Below are 17,051 nucleotides of genomic sequence, written 5' to 3'. Positions count from 1 at the left end.
AGTACTACCTGAGCCAGGAATGAGGGCAAAAGTGCTCATTTGGCGAAAATCTCCAGCAATCGTGGCGCGATCTTGTCCAGCGGGCGAATCTCCACGGCAGCGTCGATGGCCGCGGCCGCCTTCGGCATGCCGTACACCGCACTGCTGCGTTGGTCTTGTGCGATGGTCAGGTAGCCCTGTTGGCGCATGAGTTTAAGCCCCTGGGCGCCATCACGCCCCATGCCGGTGAGCAAAACCCCCACGGCGTCGCCATTCCAGTAACTGGCCACGCTCTCGAAGAACACATCGATGGAGGGCCGGTAGATTTCGTTGACCGGTTCGGCGGTATAGGCCAGCGTGCCGTTTTTCAGCAAGCGAATATGGTGATTGGTGCCGGCCAGCAACACCGTGCCGCTTTGCGGCGGCTCGCCTTCCTCGGCCAGGCGCACGTTGAGGCCGCTGGCGCTGCCGAGCCATTCAGCCATGCCGGCGGCAAACACCTGGTCAACGTGCTGCACCAGCACGATGGCCGGAGAAAAATTGTGCGGCAGCCCCTTGAGCAAGACTTCCAGCGCTGCCGGCCCTCCGGCGGATGAGCCAATGGCGATCAGGCTCTGGCGTGAGCCCGTATTGCGCAACGGTGTCGGCGCCGGACGCGGGCGGTTGCCCTTGTCACCGATCAGCCAACCGATGTTGAGGATCTTGCGCAACAACGGCGCGGCCGCATCCTGGGCATTGCCGGTGCCAATGGCCGGGGTGTCGACCACGTCCAGCGCACCGTGACCCATGGCCTCGAACACACGGTGCACGTTCTGCTGACGATCCACGGTGACGATGACAATGGCACACGGCGTCTCGGCCATGATCCGCCGCGTGGCCTCGACGCCATCCATCACCGGCATGATCAGGTCCATCAGAATCAGGTCTGGCGTGTCCAGTGCGCACTGGCGCACTGCCTCGGCGCCATTGCCGGCAACCCAGACCACCTCGTGGGCCGGCTCGAATGCCAGGGCGCGGCGCAGGGCCTCCACCGCCATGGGCATGTCGTTGACGATTGCGATTCTCATGCCCGCGCTCCTCCGATGAGCTCGACCACTGCATCGAGCAAGGCGTCGTCATGAAAACTGGCCTTGGCTAGATAATAGTCGGCCCCGGCATCCAGTCCACGACGCCGGTCCTCTTCACGATCCTTGTAGGACACCACCATCACAGGCAGCGATTGCAGGCGATTGTCCCGACGCAGCAACGTGACCAGTTCGATGCCATCCATGCGCGGCATATCGATGTCGGTGATCAGCAGATCGAAATCCTCCGAACGCAACGCGTTCCAGCCGTCCATACCGTCCACCGCAACCGCCACATCGTAGCCGCGATTGAGCAACAGCTTGCGCTGCAACTCCCGCACGGTCAGGGAGTCATCCACCACCAGAATTCGTTTGCGGGCCGCCTCGACCACCTGATCGCTGCGCCGGGCAATGCGCTCCAGACGCCCGGTGTTGAGCAATTTATCCACCGAACGCAGCATGTCTTCGACATCGACGATCAGCACCACCGAACCGTCGTCGAGCAAGGCCCCGGCGGAAATGTCCTGCACCTTGCCCAGACGCTCATCCAGCGGCAACACCACCAATGTCCGCTCACCGATAAACCGCTCCACTGCCACGCCGTAGATCGCATCGCGTTCGCGAATCACCACGACGCTCAGAGTTTGCCCGTTGCTCTGGCTGGCCGGACGTTGCAGCAACTGACTGGCCGCCACCAGGCCGACATGCCGGCCTTCGTGCCAGAAATGCTGGCGACCTTCGAGCTGCACGATCTGCTCCGGCAAGAGGTCGCACATGCGCTCGATATGCGCCAGCGGGAAGGCATAGGCCTCGTCGCCGACTTCCACCACGAGGCTGCGCACCACCGACAGGGTCAGCGGCACCTCGAGGTGGAAACGACTGCCCTCGCCCGCCCTCTGCTCCAGCACCACCGCGCCGCGCAACTGCCGGACCATATGCTGCACCGCATCCAGACCAACGCCGCGGCCAGACACCTCGGTGACCGTGTCGCGCAAACTGAAACCTGGCAGGAACAGGAATGTCAGCAACTCCTCTTCGCTCAACTGAGCAGCGGTTTGCGCGGGCGACAAACTTCGTTCAACGATGCTGCGACGGACCTTTTCCAGGTCCACGCCATTGCCGTCATCGCTCAATTCAAGCACCAGCAAACCGGCCTGATGGGACGCGCGCAGGCGAATCAAACCTTCAGCCGGCTTGCCCGCCAGCAGGCGTTGTTCCGGGGTCTCAATGCCGTGGTCGACCGCATTGCGCAACAGGTGAGTCAGCGGCGCTTCGAGCTTTTCCAGCACGTCGCGATCAACCTGAGTCTTCTCGCCTTCAATCTCCAGTCGCACCTGTTTGCCCAGATCGCGCCCCAGATCACGGACCATGCGTACCTGACCGGTCAGCACATCGGCAAACGGCCGCATGCGACAGGCCAGCGCGGTGTCGTACAACACCTGTGCCCGCTGGCTGGCATGCCATGCGAACTCATCGAGTTCGGCGTTCTTTTCCATGAGCAGTTGCTGGGATTGCGCGAGCAAGCGGCGGGCATCCTCAAGGGCTTCCCGAGCCTCCAGGCTCATGGCGTGATCCTTGAGATGCACGTTGAAACTCTCCAGGGCACGCAGGCTGTTGCTCTGCATGCGCTTGAGGCGCTGCATGGTCGCAAGATGCGGTTTGAGCCGCTGGGTTTCCACCAGTGATTTGCTCGACAGATCGAGCAAGCTGTTCAAGCGCTCGGCGGTGACACGCAGCACACGTTCGCCGTTTTCGGTGGTGCGTGTGGTCTTGCGCGGGGCTGGCGCCGATGGCGGTTCGGCGGCAGACACCGGCGGCTCGACCTTGGGCGCGGGTGCTTCGAGTCGAAGTTCGGCCATCAGCGGTTCTGCCGGCGCAATCAACGGCGCGGTCGGGTCCAGTAACCGCGCCATCAATGCCACATAGGCGTCGATCTCCGCATCCCCCGGCGTGCTGCCTGGCGTGGCAATGCGCATCAGCAAATCGGTACCTTGCAACAGCGCATCGATGTGCCCGGGACGCAGCAACAAACGCCCTTCCTGGGCACTGACCAGGCAATCTTCCATCACATGGGCAACGCTGACCCCGGCATCGACGCCAACGATCCGCGCCGCCCCCTTGAGCGAGTGCGCCGCACGCATGCACGATTCAAGTTGATCGGCCAGGGTCGGGTCGCGCTCAAGCGCCAGCAGGCCGGCACTCAAGACCAGGGTCTGGGCTTCGGCCTCCAGGCTGAACAGCTCCAGCAAAGAGGCGTCGCGCATTTGCTCGGGGGTCATGTGAGGCTCCGGGTCACGGCGGACAGCAACTGCTCTTCATCCAGCCAACGCAGGCTGCGACCTTTGAATTGCAACACGCCACGGGTGTATTTGGCGCTGGCCTGCGCACCCGAGCGCGATGCGGTATCGAGGATGCGCTCATCGATGGCGTGAATCCCGTCGACTTCGTCCACCGGCACCACCACCGGTCCGCCGTGGGCCGCGATGATCAGCATGCGCGGCATGACCCGCGTGCCGGGTGCGACGTTGCCGGCGACGTCGAGGCCGAGCAACTCCACCAGTGACAGACAGGCAACCAACGCGCCGCGCACATTCGCCACGCCGAGCAAGGCTCGGGAGCGCTGGTGCGGCAAGGAGTGAATCGCCTGCAGCGGCGCCACCTCGACCAGACTGCGCGTGACCAGGCCCAGCCACTCTTCACCCAGGCGGAACATCAACAACGAGCGGGTTTTCACCTCGCTCTCGACCGTGACGGACACTGGCCCGCGCTCCTCCTGCTGCAACGCATAGCGATCGAGCAAGCGTGTGGCGGCCGCCGAATACACCGCACAATTGCGGCAATGAATATGCTCGGCCAGCAACGGGCAAGACTTGTCACCGTGGATACCGATGCGGTTCCAGCAGTCGTCGATGACCTGGGCATCCCGGGTGACGCTAAAGGTGTCGGAGGCGATCATCGTTTAAGCTCACTGTCGGCGGCGCGCGTGCTGCGGGCGGCACGTACCTGCAATCGTCTGGCCCCAGCCGCGTCACCCTGAGCCTGCAGCAATGCGGCCAGGTGCATCAACGCTTCGGGATGTTGCGGTTCGAGGTACAACGCCTTGCGATAAAAGCCCTGGGCTTCGAGGACGTTTGCGGCTACATCGCTAAGCAGTCCCAGCCAATAGAACACCTGGGCTACCGGCTCATGACTGCGCAAATAACTTTCACAAGCGGCCCTCGCCTCGGCGCTTTTGCCTTCGTTGGCCAGCGCGGCGATGTTCGCCAGCAGCACGGCCGTATCGGTGCCAGACGTTTTCGGCGCAGAAACCAGCGGCACAACACTGGCAAACGGGCGACTGCGCACTGGCGCAGGCGGTGGATTGCGCAAGGGTTGCGGCACAGGCAACGGTGCAGGCACGAATGCCGGCAAGGGATCAGGGTCCGGCGTCCCCTGTCGACTGAACGCGAAGGACTGCGCGATACCGATCGAGCGCATCCCCAAACGCCCCAGCAGACCGCCTTCGGCCGGACCGATAAACAGCACGCCGTCAACATGGGTCAGCCCCTTGAGCACTTCGAAGACTTGCTTCTGGGTCGGCTGGTCGAAGTAGATCAGCAGGTTGCGACAAAACACGAAGTCGAATGGCGGTTCACCGGCTAGCAAGGCCGGATCCAGCAGGTTGCCGACCTGCAGACGCACTTGCTCAAGCACCCGCCGATCGAGGCGATAGCTCTCGCCTTCGGCGATGAAATGACGGTCGCGATACGCAATGTCGTCGCCCCGAAAGGAATTCTTGCCGTACAACGCCCGCCGGGCTCTTTCCACCGACAGCGGGCTGACATCCATGCCGTCGACCTTGAACTGGTGCGGCTTGAGCCCGGCATCGAGCAACGCCATGGCGATGGAATAGGGTTCTTCACCGGTAGAGCACGGCAGACTGAGAATCCGCAGTGCGCGCAAGTTATTGATCTCGGCCAGACGCTTGCCCGCCAGCTTCACCAGGGTGGCAAAGGATTCCGGATATCGGAAGAACCAGGTTTCCGGAACGATCACCGCTTCGATCAACGCCTGCTGTTCGTCCTGCGAGCCCTGCAAGGTACGCCAATACTCATCGGCCGAGGGTGCTTGCGCCGCAATGCTACGCTGGCGCACCGCTCGCTCGATGATTGCCGGCCCCACCGAGGCCACGTCGAGTCCGATGCGCTCCTTGAGGAAGTCGAAAAAACGCTGATCGCTGTTCATGGCCGCTCCTCCAGCAGCGCCGGATCCAGTGGCGGCGAGGGGAACAACAAGGCCCGAACCTGTTCGTCCAGCAGATCGCTGACCCGTACCCATTGCAGCAAGCCCTGCTCGTCCTCACGCACCGGCCCGAGATAAGGCGCCTGGCGATTGTCCAGACCATAGGGCTGAAAATCCGCCGGATCGCAGCGCAAGGTGTCGGTCGCCTGTTCCAGAATCAATCCGAGCAACTGTGTTTCGGCAGTTTCATCCGGGCGATAGTTGACCAGCACCAGTCGCGTGCTGGTACGGGCCTGTGCAGGCGTACCGAACGTCAGTGCGCTCAAGTCGATCACCGGCACCACGGCGCCCCGATAGGCAAACACTCCGGCGACCCAGACGGGTGCATGGGCAATGGGCTTCAAGGGCAGGCGCGGTAGCACTTCCGTAACCTCGATGGCTTGCAGGGCATAGCGTTCGCTGCCGATGCGGAACACCAGGAACAATGCATGCAGCGCCTGCTTCACTACAGAGCGTTTGGCCGTGATTTCGCTCATCAGACTTTGAATCGCGAAACGCCGCTGCGCAGCCCGACGGCCACTTGGCTCAGCTCATCGATGGCGAAACTGGCCTGACGCAGAGACTCGACGGTCTGGCTGCTGGCATCGCCCAACTGCACCAGCGCGTGGTTGATCTGCTCGGCGCCGGTGGCCTGGGCCTGCATGCCTTCGTTGACCATCAGCACCCGTGGCGCCAGCGCCTGAACCTGATGGATGATCTGCGACAACTGCTCGCCGACCTGCTGCACCTCGGACATACCGCGACGCACTTCCTCGGAGAACTTGTCCATGCCCATGACCCCGGCCGATACCGCCGACTGAATCTCACGCACCATCTGTTCGATGTCGTAAGTGGCCACCGCCGTCTGGTCCGCCAGGCGCCGCACTTCGGTGGCGACCACAGCAAACCCGCGCCCGTATTCCCCGGCCTTCTCGGCCTCGATGGCGGCGTTGAGCGACAGCAGGTTGGTCTGGTCGGCGACCTTGACGATGGTCACCACCACCTGATTGATGTTGCCGGCCTTCTCGTTGAGGATCGCCAGTTTGGCATTGACCAGATCGGCCGCGCCCATCACCGAGTGCATGGTTTCCTCCATGCGCGCCAGGCCCTGTTGCCCGGAGCCTGCGGCCACCGAAGCCTGATCGGCGGCGGTGGAGACCTCGGTCATGGTACGCACCAGATCCCGGGAAGTGGCGGCGATTTCACGGGAGGTCGCGCCGATTTCCGTGGTGGTGGCGGCGGTTTCAGTGGCGGTGGCTTGCTGCTGCTTGGAGGTGGCAGCAATTTCAGTGACCGACGTGGTCACCTGCACCGACGAACGCTGGGCCTGGGACACCAGGGATGTGAGCTCGGTCATCATGTCGTTGAAACCGGTCTCCACCGCGCCGAATTCGTCCTTGCGCTCCAGATTCAGGCGGCTGCTGAGGTCGCCCGTGCGCATGATTTCGAGGATTTTCACGATGCGGTTCATCGGCGCCATGATGGCGCGCATCAACAACAGACCGCAGAAGGCGGCGGCCAGCACCGCGATCACCAGGGAAATGCCCATGATGGCTTTGGCGGTGACCACCGCATCATCAATGGCCGCGATCTCTGTGTCCGCAACGGTCTTGTTATGCTGCAGGATGTCATTGATCTTCATTCGACCCGCTATCCAGGTCGGGGTCAGCTCACCGTTGAACATGTTGACGGCCTCGGCGTTCTGGTTGCGTTTATGCAACTCGATCACCGCGGCCAGAATCCGGTGGTAGTCCTCATGAAGTTTTTCGAACGCTGCGTAATCGACCCTGTCTTCTTCGTCGGCCATCGTTGCACGGTAGAGGTCCATCTGCTCCTTCAACCGCTCAGCGAAGACCTTGAAGTTCGCGGCATCCTCGGCAGTGAAGCCCTGCTCTTCCTCCAGGCCGAGCATGGCCTGAATGCGTACATAACTGTCGGACCACGCGCCACGAATCATCGAACTGTAATACACCCCTGGCAGAGCGTCCTCACGCACGCTGGCCTCGCTGTTTTCGATCGTCAACAGCCGGGAATACGAGACGACCACCATCAGCAACATGATGGTGATAATTACCGCAAAGCTCGCCAAAATGCGTTGGCGCAACGTCCAGTTCTTCACAGTCATTCCTCGGGGGCTGATACGAAATGCGGGGGAGTATAGCTGAGGGCGGTGTTTCATTTATAAGACGGATGCGCGCCCCCTGCCCGGATCGGGTCAGGGACTCTCTATCAGATCCGGTAGAAGTAGCCAGTGACGTAAGTGCAGAAGCCGACCGTGGATTGGCCGTGCGAGGTGTCGGGTGGCTGCAATGACCAGCATCGTACACAAATCCCGAGATTGGCGAGTAAACCTGTAGGAGCTGGCTTGCCAGCGAAAGCGTCGTGTCAGGCAACCGATAACTGACTGAATGACCGCCTTCGCTGCGATGCGGCGACCCGACAAGCCAGCTCCTACAATGTTTATGTGCTTACACGGAAGCCTGGCGAACCTGCTTCTCCAGCTCAGCCTTCAACCCCGGCTCCAGCTCCAGCTGCCGCGCCAGCTCATCGAGGTAGGCCTTCTCCATGAAGTTTTCCTCGTCCACCATCATCACGCTGGCGATGTACATTTCGGCGGCGATTTCCGGGGAGTGGGCAGCGCGGGCGACATCGCTCGGGTCCAGCGGCTTGTTGAGCTCGGCGTGCAGCCAGCGTTGCAGTTCCTGGTCGCTGTCGAGCCGGCTGAATTCGCCTTCGATCAAGGCTCGCTCACGCTCATCGACATGACCGTCAGCCTTGGCCGCAGCCACCAGCGCCTTGAGAATCGCCTGACTGTGCGACTCCACTTGCGCGGCCGGCACGCGGTTCAGGGTTTGCGGCTCCGTACCGGCCGCAACGCCCTGCTGCGCCTGCCAGTTGCCGTAGGCTTTATAGGCCAGCACGCCCAACGCGGCGAGACCGCCGTAGACCGCGACCTTGCCCCCGACTTTACGGGCCTTTTTGCTGCCGAGCAGCAAACCCATGGCGCCTGCGGCCAATGCTCCGCCGCTCGCGCCGCTGAGCAAACCGCCGAGGGCACCGGTGCCACCGCTCGCGCCCTTTTGCTGTGAGCTACCGGCCTTGTTCTGCAACAGATCCTGGCCGGACTTGAGTAGTTGATCGAGCAATCCACGGGTATTCATTTACCGCCTCCACAAGACGTTTGACCTGAAACCAGGACCACCAGCCTAAAACGAAAGTGCCCACGCCCCGGGGGCGAGAGTGCTTCCAGATGTTGCATTACCTCGACGCACGCATTGCCGCCCGGCCCCTCAGAAAAAAAGATATACACTCTGGCCAATCGATAAAAACAGCCCACCGGGTGCTTTCCCATGATGACCCTGCGTCAGATCCGTCATTTCATCGCCGTGGCCGAGACCGGCTCGATCTCGGCCGCTGCGCAAACCGCGTTCATTTCCCAGTCGACCCTGACCCTGGCGATCCAGCAACTGGAAGAGGAAATCGGCGTCAGCCTGTTCAATCGCCACGCCAAGGGCATGACCCTGACCCACCAGGGGCATCAATTCCTGCGTCAGGCGCACTTGATCCTGGCCACTGTGGACAACGCCAAGCGCAGCCTGCAACAGAGCACCGACCAGGTCGCCGGACAATTGATCATCGGCGTGACCAGTCTGGTCGCCGGTTATTACCTGGCGGATTTGCTCACCCGCTTCCAGCGTGCCTACCCCAACGTGGAAATCCGCGTGATGGAGGACGAACGCCCGTACATCGAGCATTTGCTGGTCAGCGGCGAGATCGATGTCGGCGTGCTGATCCTGTCCAACCTCGAAGACCGCCACGCCTTGCAGACCGAAGTGCTGACCCATTCACCGCACCGGCTATGGCTGCCGGCCCAGCACCCGCTGCTGGAACACGACAGCATCAACCTCGCCGACGTGGCCCGCGAGCCATTGATTCAACTGAACGTCGATGAAATGGACCGCAACGCCCAGCGCATGTGGTCCGCCGCCTCGCTGCAACCGCGTATCACCCTGCGCACGGCCTCGACCGAAGCGGTGCGCAGCCTGGTGGCCGCCGGGATGGGCGTGTCGATCCAGCCCGACATGACGTATCGCCCGTGGTCACTGGAGGGCGACATCATCGAAGCGCGGCCGATTGCCGACCTCAGCCAGACCCTGGATGTCGGCCTGGCCTGGCGTCGCGGCACGGCGCGGCCGGCGCTGGTCGACCCGTTCCTGACGGTTGCCCGCGAACAACCCCACGGCGGGCGCAAGCCATCTATTTAATCGAACGCCACCTTCAGTATTTAGTATTTGTCGACCCCGGGTCCGCGCTCTAGTCTTGCTGCATCCAATAAAGACGGCCGGCCCCCAGTCACAGGGAACGCTGCCATGTCTACACAAGAAGCCACACAAAAAAAGAGAACCCGAAAAATGGCTGGCGCGCAGACCCCGTTATTCACTGCATTGTTGATCGATGGTGAATTAGTCGCCGGTCAAGGCTGCGCCGAACCGATTCTCAACCCCGCCACCGGCGAAGTCCTGACCCGGATCGCCGAAGCCAGCACCGAGCAAGTCGAAGCCGCGATCCTCGCCGCCCACCGAGCCTTTGCCGGGTGGTCGCGCACCACGCCACAGCAACGCTCGAACCTGCTGCTGGAGATTGCCAACGCCATCGAAAAAAATGCCGACCTGCTGGCCCGCCTCGAATCCATGAACTGCGGCAAACCATTGCACCTGGCCCGTCAGGATGACCTGAACGCCACGGTCGACGTGTTCCGCTTCTTCGCCGGTGCCGTGCGTTGCCAGACCGGCCAGCTCAGTGGCGAATACCTGCCGGGCTACACCAGCATGGTCCGTCGCGATCCAATCGGGGTCGTGGCGTCGATTGCGCCGTGGAACTACCCGATCATGATGGCCGCGTGGAAAATCGCCCCGGCCCTCGCCGCCGGCAACACCCTGGTGTTCAAGCCGTCGGAACACACGCCGCTGTCGATCCTGGCCCTGGCGCCAGCGCTGGCCGAGATCCTGCCACGGGGGGTGATCAACATCGTTTGCGGTGGTGGTGAAAGCGTCGGCAGCCACCTGGTGAGCCACCCTAAAGTGCGCATGGTGTCGCTGACCGGCGATATCGTCACAGGCCAGAAAATCCTTCAAGCCGCCGCCAAAACCCTCAAACGCACCCACCTCGAACTCGGCGGCAAAGCCCCGGTGATCGTCTGCAACGATGCCGACATTCAGGCCGTGGTCGAAGGCGTGCGCACCTACGGCTATTACAACGCTGGCCAGGATTGCACCGCCGCTTGCCGGATTTACGCTCAGGCCGGGATTCATGACCGTCTGGTCGCCGAACTCGGCGCGGCCGTCAGCAGCCTGCGCTTTGCCGGCAAACGTGACGCCGACAACGAAATCGGCCCGCTGATCAGCACCCGCCAGCGCGACCGCGTGGCCAGTTTTGTCGAACGCGCCCTCGGCCAGCCGCACATCGAGCGGGTGACCGGCGCAGCCGTGCATTCCGGTGCCGGCTTCTATTACCAGCCGACCCTGTTGGCCGGCTGCAAGCAAGGCGATGAAATCGTCCAGCGTGAAGTGTTCGGGCCGGTGGTTACCGTGACTCGCTTCGATGAGCTGGAACAAGCAGTGGACTGGGCCAACGATTCGGAATACGGCCTGGCCTCGTCGGTCTGGACCCAGAACCTCGACAAGGCGATGCAGGTCGCGGCGCGCTTGCAGTACGGCTGCACCTGGATCAACAGCCATTTCATGCTGGTCAGCGAAATGCCCCATGGCGGCCTGAAGCGTTCGGGCTATGGCAAGGACCTGTCCAGCGATTCGCTTCAGGACTACAGCGTGGTACGGCACATCATGGCCCGCCATGGCGAGCATCTCTGACTACGCTAATAACAAGCCACCAACGGCACGTTTCACCACGTTCAAGACACTGCCCCGACCATAATTAAAGAAGAGGGAATTCCCATGTTCGTGCACAAGTCCACACTGCTCAGTGCAGTCACCACCGCGCTGCTCGCCAGCGCCAGCGTCCAGGCCGCCGAGCCGCTCAAAGCTGTCGGGGCGGGAGAGGGACAACTGGATATTGTGGCCTGGCCTGGCTACATCGAACGTGGCGAGAGCGACAAGGCCTACGACTGGGTGACCGGTTTCGAGAAGGAAACCGGCTGCAAGGTCAACGTCAAGACCGCCGCCACCTCCGATGAAATGGTCAGCCTGATGGCCAAGGGCGGTTACGACCTGGTGACGGCGTCGGGCGATGCCTCCCTGCGCCTGATCGTCGGCAAGCGTGTGCAACCGATCAACACCGCGTTGATCCCGAACTGGAAAAACCTCGACCCGCGCCTCAAGGATGGACCCTGGTACGTGGTCAACAAGCAGACCTACGGCGCCCCGTATCAGTGGGGCCCGAACGTGTTGATGTACAACACCAACGTATTCAAGACAGCACCCACCAGCTGGGGCGTGCTGTTCAATGCGCAAGACCTGCCGGACGGCAAGCCGAACAAGGGCCGCGTGCAGGCCTATGACGGCCCGATCTACATCGCCGACGCGGCGCTGTACCTGAAGACCGCCAAACCTGAACTGGGCATCCAGAACCCCTACGAACTGACCGAAGCCCAGTACAAGGCCGTGCTCGACCTGCTGCGCGCCCAGCAGCCGTTGATCCACCGCTACTGGCACGACACCACGGTACAGATGAGCGACTTCAAGAACGAAGGCGTGGTCGCCTCCGGCGCGTGGCCGTATCAGGTCAACGGCCTGATGAACGAGAAACAGCCGATCGCCTCGACCATCCCGAAAGAAGGCGCTACCGGTTGGGCCGACACCACCATGATGCACGCCGAGGCCAAGCACCCGAACTGCGCTTACAAGTGGATGGACTGGTCGCTGCAACCGAAAGTCCAGGGCGACGTAGCGGCGTGGTTCGGCTCGCTGCCAGCGGTTCCGGCGGCGTGCCAGGGCAGTGAATTGCTCGGCGCCGAAGGCTGCAAGACCAACGGTTTCGACCAGTTCGACAAGATCGCCTTCTGGAAAACCCCGCAGGCTGAAGGCGGCAAGTTCGTGCCGTACAGCCGCTGGACCCAGGACTACATCGCGATCATGGGCGGTCGTTAATTCCTCCAAGGTCCTTCGGACCTTTTTCGCTGGCAAGCCAGCTCCTACATTGAGCACGTGACTCCTGTAGGAGCTGGCTTGCCAGCGAAGCTTTTTAGATTCTGATTTCTGGAGCACCGCACCATGACGCTTGCAGTCCAGTTCACCAACGTTTCCCGTCAATTCGGCGAAGTGAAAGCCGTAGACCGGGTTTCCATCGACATCCAGGACGGCGAGTTCTTCTCCATGCTGGGGCCATCCGGCTCGGGCAAAACCACCTGTTTGCGCCTGATCGCCGGTTTTGAACAACCGAGCGCAGGTTCGATCCGGATTCATGGCGAAGAGGCCGCCGGCCTGCCGCCGTACCAGCGTGACGTGAACACCGTGTTCCAGGATTACGCGCTGTTCCCGCACATGAACGTTCGCGACAACGTCGCCTACGGTTTGAAGGTCAAAGGCGTCGGCAAGGCTGAACGCCTCAAGCGCGCCGAAGAATCCCTGGAGATGGTCGCCCTCGGCGGCTATGGCGAGCGCAAGCCAGTGCAGCTTTCCGGCGGTCAGCGCCAGCGAGTGGCCCTGGCCCGCGCGTTGGTCAACCGCCCACGGGTGCTGCTGCTCGACGAACCCCTGGGTGCACTCGACCTGAAACTGCGCGAGCAAATGCAGGGCGAGCTGAAGAAGCTGCAACGCCAGCTCGGCATCACGTTCATCTTCGTCACCCACGACCAGACCGAAGCGCTGTCGATGTCCGACCGCGTGGCGGTGTTCAACAAGGGTCGCATCGAGCAGGTCGACAGACCACGCAACCTGTACATGAAACCGGCCACCACCTTCGTGGCGGAATTCGTCGGCACCTCCAACGTGATTCGCGGCGATCTGGCCAGGCAGCTCAGTGGCAACCCGCAGCCGTTTTCGATTCGCCCGGAGCATGTGCGTTTCGCCGAAGGCCCGCTGGCCAGCCACGAAATCGAAGTCACTGGCTTACTCCACGATATCCAGTACCAGGGCAGCGCCACCCGCTACGAGCTGAAACTGGATAACGGCCAGACGCTGAACATCAGCAAGGCCAACAACCAATGGCAGGACACCAGTGCACAGCACCAGACCGGCCAGCGCATCAGCGCTCGTTGGGCGCGTGAAGCCATGATCGCATTGCACGACACCGTTGCGGGCGGGGTGTGAGATGAACACCTTGGCTATCTCCCAAACCCAGTCAGGCACCTCGCCGTTGCGCCGGTTCTCCAACGTGCTGTATCGCCGGCCAAACCTGTACCTGTCGATGCTGCTGGTACCACCGCTGCTGTGGTTCGGCGCGATCTACCTGGGCTCATTGCTGGTGCTGCTGTGGCAAGGTTTCTACACCTTCGATGACTTCACCATGGCGGTCACCCCCGACCTGACCCTGGCCAACTTCACCGCGCTGTTCCAGCCATCGAACTTCGACATCATCCTGCGCACCCTGGGCATGGCGGTCGTCGTGTCGATGGCCAGCGCCATCGTTGCGTTCCCGATTGCCTATTACATGGCGCGCTACACCACGGGCAAGACCAAAGCGTTTTTCTACATCGCGGTGATGATGCCGATGTGGGCCAGTTACATTGTCAAGGCCTACGCCTGGACGCTGCTGCTGGCCAAGGGCGGTGTGGCGCAGTGGTTCGTGCAGCACCTGGGGCTGGAACCGGTCCTGCAGTTCGTACTGGGCATTCCGGGGGTTGGCGGCAGCACCTTGTCGACCTCGCACCTGGGGCGCTTCATGGTGTTCGTCTACATCTGGCTGCCGTTCATGATCCTGCCGATCCAGGCCTCGCTGGAGCGTCTGCCGCCGTCGCTGCTGCAAGCCTCCGCCGACCTGGGCGCCAAGCCGCGCCAGACCTTCATGCAAGTGATCCTGCCGCTTTCGGTGCCGGGTATCGCCGCAGGTTCCATCTTTACCTTCTCGCTGACCCTGGGCGACTTCATCGTGCCGCAACTGGTGGGCCCGCCCGGCTACTTCGTCGGCAGCATGGTCTACGCCCAGCAAGGCGCGATCGGCAACATGCCGATGGCCGCCGCCTTCACCCTGGTGCCGATCGTGCTGATTGCCATCTACCTGTCCATCGTCAAACGACTGGGGGCCTTCGATGCACTCTAGTTCAGAAAAGCAGGGGGAAAAAGCCTCCCTCGGCCTGCGCATTGCCGCATGGGGCGGGTTGCTGTTCCTGCACTTCCCGATCCTGATCATCTTCCTGTACGCCTTCAACACCGAAGACGCGGCGTTCAGCTTTCCGCCCAAGGGCTTCACCTGGAAGTGGCTCAGCGTGGCGTTCTCACGACCGGACGTGCTGGAAGCGATCAAGCTGTCATTGCAAATCGCCTCGATTGCCACCCTGATCGCCATGGTCCTCGGCACGCTGGCATCCGCCGCGTTGTACCGCCGGGACTTCTTTGGCAAGCAAGGCATCTCGCTGATGCTGATCCTGCCGATTGCCCTGCCGGGGATCATCACCGGGATCGCACTGCTGGCGACCTTCAAGACGCTGGGCATTGAACCTGGGATGTTCACCATCATCGTTGGCCACGCGACCTTCTGTGTGGTGATCGTCTACAACAACGTCATCGCCCGCTTGCGTCGAACCTCCCACAGTTTGATCGAAGCCTCGATGGACCTTGGCGCCGACGGCTGGCAGACCTTCCGCTACATCATCCTGCCGAACCTCGGCTCGGCGTTACTGGCCGGCGGCATGCTGGCGTTTGCCCTGTCGTTCGACGAAATCATCGTCACCACCTTCACAGCCGGCCATGAGCGCACCCTGCCGTTGTGGCTGCTCAACCAGCTCAGCCGCCCACGGGACGTGCCGGTAACCAACGTCGTGGCGATGCTGGTGATGATCGTGACCATGCTGCCGATTCTTGGTGCCTATTACCTGACCCGGGGTGGTGAAAGCGTGGCGGGGAGTGGCGGGAAATAACGGACAACTCAACTGCCAATGTGCAAACGCAATCCTGTAGGAGCCGGCTTGCCGGCGAAGGCGGCGTGTCAGCCAACATCAATATTGCATGTGATGACGTCTTCGCTGGCAAGCCAGCTCCTACAAGGTTCCGGTTCAGGCAGAAAAATAAAAGTGTTAGTGAGGACAGAACCATGCAAACCAAATTGCTGATCAACGGCCAACTGCAAAACGGCGAAGGCCCCGCCCAACCGGTGTTCAACCCGGCGCTGGGGCGTGTGCTGGTGGAAATCAACGAAGCCAGCGAAGCCCAGGTCGATGCCGCCGTGCGCGCTGCCGACGCCGCATTCGACAGCTGGTCGCAGACTCCGCCGAAAGCGCGTTCGCTGCTGCTGCTCAAACTCGCCGATGCCATCGAAGCCCACGGCGAAGAGCTGGCCAAACTGGAATCGGACAACTGCGGCAAGCCCTACAGCGCCGCGCTGAACGACGAGATTCCGGCAATTGCCGACGTGTTCCGCTTCTTCGCCGGTGCCAGCCGCTGCATGAGCGGTTCGGCTGGTGGCGAGTACCTGCCCGGTCACACCTCGATGATCCGCCGCGACCCGGTGGGCGTGATCGCCTCCATCGCGCCGTGGAACTACCCGCTGATGATGGTCGCCTGGAAAATCGCCCCGGCCCTGGCCGCCGGTAACACCGTGGTGCTCAAGCCGTCGGAACAGACTCCGCTGACGGCCCTGCGCCTGGCCGAACTGGCGTCGGACATTTTCCCGGCCGGCGTGCTCAATCTGGTGTTTGGTCGTGGTCCTACCGTCGGCAGTCCGCTGGTCACTCACCCGAAAGTGCGCATGGTGTCGCTGACCGGTTCGATCGCCACCGGTTCGAACATCATTTCCAGCACCGCCGACAGCGTCAAACGCATGCACATGGAACTGGGCGGCAAGGCCCCGGTAATCATCTTCGACGATGCGGACATCGATGCCGCCGTCGAAGGCATCCGCACCTTCGGTTTCTACAACGCAGGCCAGGACTGCACCGCCGCCTGCCGCATATATGCCCAGGCAGGCATCTACGACAAGTTCGTGGAGAAACTCGGCGCGGCGGTCAGCAGCATCAAGTACGGCTTGCAGGATGATCCGTCGACCGAACTCGGCCCGCTGATCACCGCGCAACACCGCGACCGCGTGACCGGTTTCGTCGAACGCGCCATCGCCCAGCCGCACATTCGCCTGATCACCGGCGGTAAAGCTGTCGAAGGCGATGGTTACTTCTTCGAACCGACCGTGCTGGCCGATGCACAACAGGACGACGAGATCGTGCGCCGCGAAGTGTTCGGGCCAGTGGTGTCGGTGACCCGATTCAGCGATGAAGCACAGGTACTGGGCTGGGCCAACGATTCGGACTACGGCCTCGCCTCTTCCGTGTGGACCGCCGACGTCGGCCGCGCCCATCGCCTGTCGGCCCGATTGCAGTACGGCTGCACCTGGGTCAACACGCACTTCATGCTGGTCAGCGAAATGCCCCACGGCGGTCAGAAACTGTCCGGCTATGGCAAGGACATGTCCATGTACGGGCTGGAGGACTACACCGTTGTGCGGCATGTGATGTTCAAGCACTAAGAAACGCATCGCCTGTAGGAGCGAGCTTGCTCCGGGCGGCGCTCCGACGATGGACGTCAACGATGACGCGGGGATCCTGACGCCCCGCGGTGTCCTCAGGTTTTTCGCGAGCAAGCT

Annotated in this window: 14 protein-coding genes; 7 read left to right on the top strand and 7 right to left on the bottom strand. The window is 62.2% G+C overall.

What is annotated here, in order from left to right:
- Positions 1-35: 35 nt before the first annotated feature.
- The 7 genes from KGA81_RS13465 to KGA81_RS13435 all read right to left on the bottom strand — a co-directional run bounded on the left by KGA81_RS13465 (position 36) and on the right by KGA81_RS13435 (position 8,464).
- Positions 36-1,046 (bottom strand): chemotaxis response regulator protein-glutamate methylesterase, encoded by a 1,011-nt coding sequence (locus KGA81_RS13465; RefSeq protein WP_223546576.1) that lies wholly within the window; start codon positions 1,044-1,046, stop codon positions 36-38.
- On the bottom strand, positions 1,043-3,322 hold the full coding sequence (locus KGA81_RS13460) for a hybrid sensor histidine kinase/response regulator (RefSeq protein ID WP_223546574.1): 2,280 nt from the start codon (positions 3,320-3,322) through the stop codon (positions 1,043-1,045). The genes KGA81_RS13465 and KGA81_RS13460 overlap by 4 nt, the downstream gene beginning before the upstream one ends.
- Positions 3,319-3,999, bottom strand: coding sequence for a chemotaxis protein CheW (locus KGA81_RS13455; RefSeq protein WP_223546572.1), 681 nt, complete (start codon positions 3,997-3,999; stop codon positions 3,319-3,321). Before KGA81_RS13455 ends, KGA81_RS13460 begins: the two co-directional genes overlap by 4 nt.
- Positions 3,996-5,267, bottom strand: coding sequence for a CheR family methyltransferase (locus tag KGA81_RS13450; protein ID WP_223546570.1), 1,272 nt, complete (start codon positions 5,265-5,267; stop codon positions 3,996-3,998). Before KGA81_RS13450 ends, KGA81_RS13455 begins: the two co-directional genes overlap by 4 nt.
- Entirely contained in the window at positions 5,264-5,800 is a 537-nt protein-coding gene (locus KGA81_RS13445; RefSeq protein WP_223546568.1) for a chemotaxis protein CheW, read from the bottom strand. Before KGA81_RS13445 ends, KGA81_RS13450 begins: the two co-directional genes overlap by 4 nt.
- On the bottom strand, positions 5,800-7,422 hold the full coding sequence (locus KGA81_RS13440; RefSeq protein ID WP_223546566.1) for a methyl-accepting chemotaxis protein: 1,623 nt from the start codon (positions 7,420-7,422) through the stop codon (positions 5,800-5,802). Before KGA81_RS13440 ends, KGA81_RS13445 begins: the two co-directional genes overlap by 1 nt.
- Positions 7,423-7,771: 349 nt before the next feature.
- On the bottom strand, positions 7,772-8,464 hold the full coding sequence (locus tag KGA81_RS13435; protein ID WP_223546564.1) for a tellurite resistance TerB family protein: 693 nt from the start codon (positions 8,462-8,464) through the stop codon (positions 7,772-7,774).
- Between the two features lie 189 nt (positions 8,465-8,653).
- On the opposite strand from KGA81_RS13435, the gene KGA81_RS13430 reads away from it, so the two are divergent.
- From KGA81_RS13430 to KGA81_RS13400, 7 genes are all read left to right on the top strand, one after another.
- Positions 8,654-9,568 (top strand): LysR family transcriptional regulator, encoded by a 915-nt coding sequence (locus tag KGA81_RS13430; protein ID WP_223546562.1) that lies wholly within the window; start codon positions 8,654-8,656, stop codon positions 9,566-9,568.
- Between the two features lie 147 nt (positions 9,569-9,715).
- Positions 9,716-11,173: a gamma-aminobutyraldehyde dehydrogenase gene (locus tag KGA81_RS13425; protein WP_223546559.1), complete on the top strand. Its 1,458-nt coding sequence runs from the start codon at positions 9,716-9,718 to the stop codon at positions 11,171-11,173.
- Between the two features lie 84 nt (positions 11,174-11,257).
- Positions 11,258-12,409: a putative ABC transporter substrate-binding protein YdcS gene (gene ydcS, locus KGA81_RS13420; RefSeq protein ID WP_223546551.1), complete on the top strand. Its 1,152-nt coding sequence runs from the start codon at positions 11,258-11,260 to the stop codon at positions 12,407-12,409.
- A gap of 123 nt (positions 12,410-12,532) precedes the next feature.
- Positions 12,533-13,570, top strand: coding sequence for an ABC transporter ATP-binding protein (locus KGA81_RS13415; protein WP_223546543.1), 1,038 nt, complete (start codon positions 12,533-12,535; stop codon positions 13,568-13,570).
- Position 13,571: 1 nt separating this feature from the next.
- Positions 13,572-14,519, top strand: a complete 948-nt coding sequence (locus KGA81_RS13410; RefSeq protein WP_223546541.1) for an ABC transporter permease — start codon at positions 13,572-13,574, stop codon at positions 14,517-14,519.
- Complete coding sequence (locus KGA81_RS13405; RefSeq protein ID WP_223546540.1) at positions 14,509-15,336, top strand: ABC transporter permease; 828 nt, start codon at positions 14,509-14,511, stop codon at positions 15,334-15,336. The genes KGA81_RS13410 and KGA81_RS13405 overlap by 11 nt, the downstream gene beginning before the upstream one ends.
- A 173-nt stretch (positions 15,337-15,509) precedes the next feature.
- Entirely contained in the window at positions 15,510-16,934 is a 1,425-nt protein-coding gene (locus tag KGA81_RS13400; RefSeq protein ID WP_223546538.1) for a gamma-aminobutyraldehyde dehydrogenase, read from the top strand.
- The last annotated feature ends 117 nt before the right edge of the window (positions 16,935-17,051 follow it).

This window comes from Pseudomonas sp. A-B-19, from assembly GCF_019947515.1.
In the GTDB taxonomy this organism is placed as follows: domain Bacteria; phylum Pseudomonadota; class Gammaproteobacteria; order Pseudomonadales; family Pseudomonadaceae; genus Aquipseudomonas.
This window is presented reverse-complemented; position numbering and strand designations above follow the sequence as displayed.

Bases quoted from the DNA above. Each gene is read 5' to 3' on its own strand.
- KGA81_RS13405 (WP_223546540.1), top strand. From the start codon at position 14,509: ATGCACTCTAGTTCAGAAAAGCAGGGGGAAAAAGCCTCCCTCGGCCTG.
- KGA81_RS13435 (WP_223546564.1), bottom strand. From the start codon at position 8,464: ATGAATACCCGTGGATTGCTCGATCAACTACTCAAGTCCGGCCAGGAT.
- KGA81_RS13400 (WP_223546538.1), top strand. From the start codon at position 15,510: ATGCAAACCAAATTGCTGATCAACGGCCAACTGCAAAACGGCGAAGGC.
- KGA81_RS13410 (WP_223546541.1), top strand. From the start codon at position 13,572: ATGAACACCTTGGCTATCTCCCAAACCCAGTCAGGCACCTCGCCGTTG.
- KGA81_RS13460 (WP_223546574.1), bottom strand. From the start codon at position 3,322: ATGACCCCCGAGCAAATGCGCGACGCCTCTTTGCTGGAGCTGTTCAGC.
- ydcS (WP_223546551.1), top strand. From the start codon at position 11,258: ATGTTCGTGCACAAGTCCACACTGCTCAGTGCAGTCACCACCGCGCTG.
- KGA81_RS13445 (WP_223546568.1), bottom strand. From the start codon at position 5,800: ATGAGCGAAATCACGGCCAAACGCTCTGTAGTGAAGCAGGCGCTGCAT.
- KGA81_RS13465 (WP_223546576.1), bottom strand. From the start codon at position 1,046: ATGAGAATCGCAATCGTCAACGACATGCCCATGGCGGTGGAGGCCCTG.
- KGA81_RS13455 (WP_223546572.1), bottom strand. From the start codon at position 3,999: ATGATCGCCTCCGACACCTTTAGCGTCACCCGGGATGCCCAGGTCATC.
- KGA81_RS13425 (WP_223546559.1), top strand. From the start codon at position 9,716: ATGGCTGGCGCGCAGACCCCGTTATTCACTGCATTGTTGATCGATGGT.
- KGA81_RS13450 (WP_223546570.1), bottom strand. From the start codon at position 5,267: ATGAACAGCGATCAGCGTTTTTTCGACTTCCTCAAGGAGCGCATCGGA.
- KGA81_RS13415 (WP_223546543.1), top strand. From the start codon at position 12,533: ATGACGCTTGCAGTCCAGTTCACCAACGTTTCCCGTCAATTCGGCGAA.
- KGA81_RS13430 (WP_223546562.1), top strand. From the start codon at position 8,654: ATGATGACCCTGCGTCAGATCCGTCATTTCATCGCCGTGGCCGAGACC.